Here is a 6296-nt window from a genome sequence, read left to right as displayed (position 1 = left end):
CTGCGATCCCGACAGCCCGGTCTTCGCCGAGGTCGAGAAGGTCCGCTCCGAATGGTGCATCCGCATCGACGGCACCGTGAAGGCGCGCGACGCCGATCTGGTGAACCCCAAGCTGCCCACCGGCGAGATCGAGGTCTTCGTGCGCGACATCGAGGTGCTCGGCACCGCGAAGGAGCTGCCGCTGATGGTCTTCGGCGAGCAGGAATACCCCGAGGAAACCCGCCTGCGCTATCGCTACCTCGACCTGCGCCGCGAAGAGATGCAGCGCTCGATGACCCTGCGCTCGGACGTCGTCGCCTCGATGCGCCGCCGCATGTGGGACAAGGGCTTCCGCGAGTACCAGACGCCGATCATCACCGCCTCGTCGCCCGAAGGCGCGCGAGATTTCCTGGTGCCGAGCCGTCTGCACCCGGGCAAGTTCTACGCCCTGCCGCAGGCGCCGCAGCTGTTCAAGCAGCTGATCATGGTGTCGGGCTTCGACAAGTATTTCCAGATCGCCCCCTGCTTCCGCGACGAGGACCCGCGCGCCGACCGCTCGCCCACCGATTTCTACCAGCTCGACATGGAGATGAGCTTCGTCTCCCAGCAGGACGTGTTCGACACGATCTCGCCGGTGATCGCGGGTGTCTTCGAAGAGTTCAGCGAGGGCGCCAAGGTCGACGATCCGGCCAGCTGGCCGCAGATCCCCTATAACGAGGCGGCGCTGAAATACGGCACCGACAAGCCCGACCTGCGCAACCCGATCGAGATGCAGGACGTCTCCGAGCATTTCCGCGGCTCCGGCTTCGCGATCTTCGCCAAGCTGCTCGAGCAGGAGGGCACCGAGATCCGCGCCATCCCCGCCCCCACCGGCGGCTCGCGCAAGTTCTGCGACCGGATGAACGCCTTCGCCCAGAAAGAGGGTCTGCCCGGCATGGGCTACATCTTCTGGCGCGACCAGGGCCAGGGCCTCGAGGCCGCCGGCCCGCTGGCCAAGAACATCGGCCCCGAGCGCACCGAGGCGATCCGCGAGCAGCTGGGTCTCGGCGTCGGCGACGCGGCCTTCTTCCTCGGCGGCAAGGCGGCGAGCTTCCAGCGCGTCGCCGGCAAGGCGCGCGACGTGATCGGCGAAGAGCTGGGCCTCACCGAGAAGAACCGCTTCGCCTTCGCCTGGATCGTCGACTTCCCGATCTACGAGAAGGACGAGGAAACCGGCGAGATCGATTTCGAGCACAACCCGTTCTCGATGCCGCAGGGCGGGGCCGAGGCGCTCGAGGGCGACCCGCTGGCCGTCAAGGGCTTCCAGTACGACCTCGCCTGCAACGGCTACGAGCTGGTTTCGGGCGCGATCCGGAACCACAAGCCCGAGGTCATGCTGAAGGCCTTCGAGATCGCCGGCTATGGCGAGGACGAGGTCAAGAAGCGCTTCGCCGGCCTTTACACCGCCTTCCAGTACGGCGCCCCGCCGCACGGTGGCTGCGCCGCCGGCATCGACCGCATCGTGATGCTGCTGGCCGGCACCTCGAACATCCGCGAGGTCATCATGTTCCCGATGAACCAGCGCGCCGAGGACCTGATGATGCAGGCCCCCTCCGAGCCGAGCTCGGACCAGCTCATGGAGCTGTCGCTGCGGGTGATCCCGCAGGAGTGAGGCCGCAGGCTTGCGACTGACCAAAGGGCGCCTGCGGGCGCCCTTTTTCGTGCCATGCCCTGCGCCGCCACCCGGTCGCGCAATTTCACTTGCCAAACCCGCCGCGCCGCAGCATCTTCGTCCCCGGGCAGGCGATGGCGTCGCCGGTGCCGTAGAGGCATGCCCGCACTCACCTGTCCTGCACGCCGGGACCTTGCTTTGCCACTGCGGCAGGGTCGGGTCCGACCCTCCGCGACTTCAAAGGAGGGCCTCACATGGACCGCCCCGAATTCTACCGTTTCCACCAGGGCGACCGCGTCCTGCCGTTCGCGCCCGAGGAATATGACGCGCGCCTCAAGGGCCTGCGCGCCAGCATGGAGGCCGCCGGTGTCACCGCCTGCGTCTTCACCTCGATGCACAACATCGCCTATTACTCGGGCTTCCTCTATTGCAGCTTCGGCCGCCCCTACGCGCTGGTGGTGACCGAGACCGAGAGCGTCACGATCAGCGCCGGCATCGACGCCGCGCAGCCCTGGCGCCGCTGCCATGGCGACAACATCACCTATACCGACTGGGCCCGGAACAACTACTGGCGCGCGATCCGCTCGGTGACCGGCGAGGGCGCTGCCGTCGGCTTCGAGGGCGATCACCTGACGCTGGTGCAACGCGACCTGCTGGAAGACTTCCTCAAGCACTCGGTGACGCTGGACATCGCGCCGGCGACGATGCGCCAAAGGATGCACAAGTCCGCCGCCGAGATCGCGCTGATCCGGCAGGGCGCGCAGGTCGCCGATGTCGGCGGCTACGCCATCCGCGACGCGATCCGCGAGGGCGCACGCGAGATCGACATCGCCATGGCCGGGCGCGACGCCATGGAGCTGGAGATCGCCAAGCGCTTCCCCGATGCCGAGTACCGCGACACCTGGGTCTGGTTCCAGTCGGGCATCAACACCGACGGCGCTCACAACCCGGTCACGGCGCGCAAGCTCGAACGCGGCGACATCCTGTCGCTCAACACCTTCCCGATGATCTCGGGCTATTACACCGCGCTGGAACGCACACTCTTCGTGGGCGAGGTCGACGACGCCTCGCTCAGCATCTGGGAGGCCAACGTGGCGGCGCATGAATACGGCATGTCGCTCCTGAAGCCCGGGGTGAGCTGCGCCGAGGTCACCCAGGCGATCAACGCCTTCTTCGCCGAGCGCGACCTGCTGCAATACCGCACCTTCGGCTACGGCCACTCCTTCGGCGTGCTGTCGCATTACTACGGCCGCGAGGCCGGGCTCGAGCTGCGCGAAGATATCGACACGGTGCTCGAGCCGGGCATGGTAATCTCCATGGAGCCGATGCTGACCCTGCCCGAGGGCGCGCCCGGCGCCGGCGGCTACCGCGAGCACGACATCCTGGTGATCACCGAAGATGGCAACGACAACATCACCGGATACCCCTACGGCCCGGCGTTCAACGTGGTCGGCTAGGTTGGTCGGGGGCGCTGCCCCCATCCGCGCAAAAGCGCGGATTCCCCCGGGATATTTTCGGCCAGAAGAAGCCCGGGGGGGAAGCGCCCCTGGCTTCTCTTCGTCAAAAATACTCCCGCCGGAGGCAAGCCGGCCGGCGCCAGGAGCGCCAGATTCCGGCAAGGACGTCAGGCCGGCCAAGCGCCCCGAGCCACCGCCCACGGGCGGTGGTGAGACATACTGTGCGGCCGAAAGGCCGCGCCGCCTTGCAGACCGGGCTCAGCCGCGCTCGAGCATGCGGCCGAGGCCGCGGCCGCCGAGAATGTGCACGTGCAGGTGCGGAACCTCCTGCACCCCGTGCTCGCCGGCGTTCGAGATCATCCGGAAGCCGTCGGCCTCGACCTCCTTCATCTCGCAGACCCTGGCGATGGCGCGGGTGTAATCGACCACTTCCGCATCCGAGGCGTTGCGGGCGAAATCGTCGTAATTCACATAGGCGCCCTTGGGGATCACCAGCACGTGGATCGGCGCCTGCGGGCGGATGTCGTTGAACGCCAGGCTGTGCTCGGTCTCGAGCACGGTGTCGTTGGGGATCTCGCCCCGCAGGATCTTGGCGAAGATGTTCTCGGTGTCGTAGGTGTAGGCCATTCTATCCTCAATCGGCGAACAGGTGATCGGTATTGGCAAGCTCGCGGGCGGTGTCCTCGGGCAGGCTCAGGAAGGCCGCGAGCGCGCGCGCGTTGATCTCGGGCGGGTCGATCTCGCGGATCCGCAGATGGTTGTCGAACTGCGCGTCCCGGATACGGTCGCTCTCGTGCACCATGTCGTTGCGAATCGTCGGCAGCAAGCGGTTCAGCGTCTCCTTCGGCGTGCGCTCGCCCGCCAGCCCGACCCGCGTCGCGTGGCCCCTGAGATAGGCATCGCTGAACTGGCACTCGATCTCGAGCAGCCGCGAGACCGAGCGGTCGCGGCAGAAATCCTCGAGCAGGTCGAGGTTCTGCGGGTCGAGGCAGATCACCAGCCGCTCGGTGTCGTAATACTCGTACAGCATCCGCATCAGCGCGCGGCGGTGGCGATGGCGCTTGCCCATGCTCGACTGGATGCCGCCGAGATCGGGCAGCGCGCAGCTCTCCTCGTTGAACAGGTACTCGATGCAGGCGATGTTGGTCAGCGCCCGGATGCGCTCGGTCAGGCGCTTGGCGACGTGCCATTTCTTGCACAAGACGATGAGCAGTTCGCGCTCGCGCCCGAGCGAGCTCTCGGCCTCCCAGAAGCGCGGCGCAAAACGGCGGCCGATGCGGCCCTTGCCGGTCAGGAAGCGGAACAGCGACTGGCCCTCGTTGGAGATCTGGAACCGCGCCCCTTCCGACGCATAGAGCACGCCCAGCCGGCGCTTCAGTTCGCGCGCCTCGGGGCTGATCTTGCGGGCAAAGAGGAAATCCTGCGCCAGCAGCAGATCGTAGTGGTCGTTGTAGAACACCACCGGCATGCCATAGTCGGAGAACATCAGGAACGTCAGCGTGCGGCTCTCGATCTCGTGCTCCGGCACGAGATGGCGCACCAGCGTCTGGAAGAAGGTCTCGTCCGGGATCCAGGTGGTGCGGAAGAAGCGCAGAACGTCGGGCCGCTTGCGGCAGAAATCGAGGATCCACTCCACCGTGCGGCGGCGCAGGCACCACCATTGCGAACCGATCATCACCTCGAGATCGTCGGGGATCTTGCGCGTCAGCCCGAGCCGCTTCTGCAGTTTGAACATCGCGTAGAAGCGTTTCTTCTGGGTGCGCTCGTTGAACCAGTGGCGGTAGATCAGCCGCTCTTCCTTCCAGCCGGTCTTGATCCAGTCGGAGTGGAAATAGTCGAAGCTCTCGACGTAATCGACATCGCGCCGGTCGAGGAAGGCGTGGGCGTATTCCGCCGATTTGATCGCCATGCAATCGCCCGAGAGCATGTAGAAATGCGAGGCGCGCGGGAACGCCTCCACCGCGGTCTCGACCGTGTTCAGCGTCGCCTGCACAAGGCTCCACTCGCCCCAGCCGCATTTCACCCGCCGCTTTGCGAAAGCCACGTTGGGATTGTCGGCCAGCGCCGCGCGGATCTTGTCATAGGCGGCTTTCGGGGCGCGGGCGTCGAAGTGGATCGCCATGTAATCGCCCACGGCGGTCAGGCTCTGCGCCTGCTTGATGACGGCGTCAGGATCCTTGTGACACAGGAGGATGAAGGCAATCTTTGCCATTCCGGGAACCATCTGCCCTAATTTTGCCCGCTCCATTCCGTTGATAGAGACGAACGGGCGTTGAAGAAACCGGGTTTGTCTGATTTTTTGCGAAATCAGACGCATAACAATTAATCAGGCGTCACTGGAGAGATCTGAAAAGCAAGCGCCCGAGAGGCGCTTACGGGAGGCAGGGCAGATGGGGTTTCCGGGCACGTGGATGACCGAGAGCGAGAGCATGGTGTATCGGGTGGTCCCGAAATGCGCCTGCTCGACGATCGGCCAGATCATGTTTTACTCCGATCACGGCAGGTTCTTCGACGGCGACATCCATGATGCGCAGGACGGGCTGCACAAATGGGCCCGCGACGACAGCCAGCCGATCATCAAGGCCAACGTGAAGACCCGCGCCTCCTATGCCTTCACCTGCGTGCGCAACCCCTACACCCGCGTGCTGTCGAGCTTCTTCGACAAGATCTGCGGCATCCAGCGCAACGGCAAGCGCTATCGCGGCAACCTCGTGCCGCTGCTGATCCAGAAATACGGCATCGAGGTCGGCGGCGACGACGGCAAGGAAGAGTTCGACCAGATCCGCAGCTTCCGCCGCTTCCTGCTGTTCGTGCGCGACACCATCCGCTGGCGCCGCCCGATGGAGCCCGACATCCACTGGTCGGCAGTCTCGGGCCATGTCTCGACCTTCATCGTCAACGGCGGGCGCTACAACCAGATCTTCTGGACCGAGAAATTCAACGAGGGCATGCAGGGCGTGCTCGACAACATCCAGACGCCGCATCCGGTCGATCTCTCGGCGATCCCGCGTTTCAACGAATCCGAGGGCCACGGGCCGAAGCGCCTGCACCCGGTCGAGGAGTATTTCGACGATCTGTCGATGCACCTGATCTACGAGATCTACAAACGCGACTTCGAGCTCTTCAAATACGATTTCGAGAACCCGGCCAACAAGATGCCCATCGGCGAGATCGACCTCGACGAGGTGCACGCCAAGCTCGGCGACTGA

5 protein-coding genes are annotated in these 6296 nt (G+C 65.2%); 3 read left to right on the top strand and 2 right to left on the bottom strand.

Annotated features, from left to right (window positions below):
- Both aspS and AC6RA4_RS04195 read left to right on the top strand, forming a co-directional pair.
- Nucleotides 1–1630: aspartate--tRNA ligase (gene aspS / locus AC6RA4_RS04200; protein WP_500157685.1), on the top strand; the 1630-nt coding region annotated here is incomplete at its 5' end.
- 254 nt (nucleotides 1631–1884) lie between these two features.
- Nucleotides 1885–3087: a M24 family metallopeptidase gene (locus AC6RA4_RS04195; protein WP_500157683.1), complete on the top strand. Its 1203-nt coding sequence runs from the start codon at nucleotides 1885–1887 to the stop codon at nucleotides 3085–3087.
- A gap of 258 nt (nucleotides 3088–3345) precedes the next feature.
- Here AC6RA4_RS04195 and AC6RA4_RS04190 read toward each other — a convergent pair whose 3' ends face one another.
- Both AC6RA4_RS04190 and AC6RA4_RS04185 read right to left on the bottom strand, forming a co-directional pair.
- Nucleotides 3346–3714 (bottom strand): histidine triad nucleotide-binding protein, encoded by a 369-nt coding sequence (locus AC6RA4_RS04190; RefSeq protein ID WP_500157681.1) that lies wholly within the window; start codon nucleotides 3712–3714, stop codon nucleotides 3346–3348.
- Between the two features lie 7 nt (nucleotides 3715–3721).
- Nucleotides 3722–5299, bottom strand: a complete 1578-nt coding sequence (locus tag AC6RA4_RS04185) for a DUF5928 domain-containing protein (protein WP_500157679.1) — start codon at nucleotides 5297–5299, stop codon at nucleotides 3722–3724.
- Between the two features lie 178 nt (nucleotides 5300–5477).
- Here AC6RA4_RS04185 and AC6RA4_RS04180 point away from each other — a divergent pair, with 178 nt between their 5' ends.
- Nucleotides 5478–6296, top strand: coding sequence for a sulfotransferase family protein (locus AC6RA4_RS04180; RefSeq protein ID WP_500157677.1), 819 nt, complete (start codon nucleotides 5478–5480; stop codon nucleotides 6294–6296).

This window comes from Salipiger sp., from assembly GCF_059781815.1.
Note: the sequence above shows the minus strand (reverse complement) of the source record. Positions and strands in the feature narration are given on the sequence as shown.

Excerpts from the sequence above, each read along its gene's own strand:
- AC6RA4_RS04180 (WP_500157677.1), top strand. The coding sequence starts at position 5,478 with ATGGGGTTTCCGGGCACGTGGATGACCGAGAGCGAGAGCATGGTGTAT.
- AC6RA4_RS04190 (WP_500157681.1), bottom strand. The coding sequence starts at position 3,714 with ATGGCCTACACCTACGACACCGAGAACATCTTCGCCAAGATCCTGCGG.
- AC6RA4_RS04185 (WP_500157679.1), bottom strand. The coding sequence starts at position 5,299 with ATGGCAAAGATTGCCTTCATCCTCCTGTGTCACAAGGATCCTGACGCC.
- AC6RA4_RS04195 (WP_500157683.1), top strand. The coding sequence starts at position 1,885 with ATGGACCGCCCCGAATTCTACCGTTTCCACCAGGGCGACCGCGTCCTG.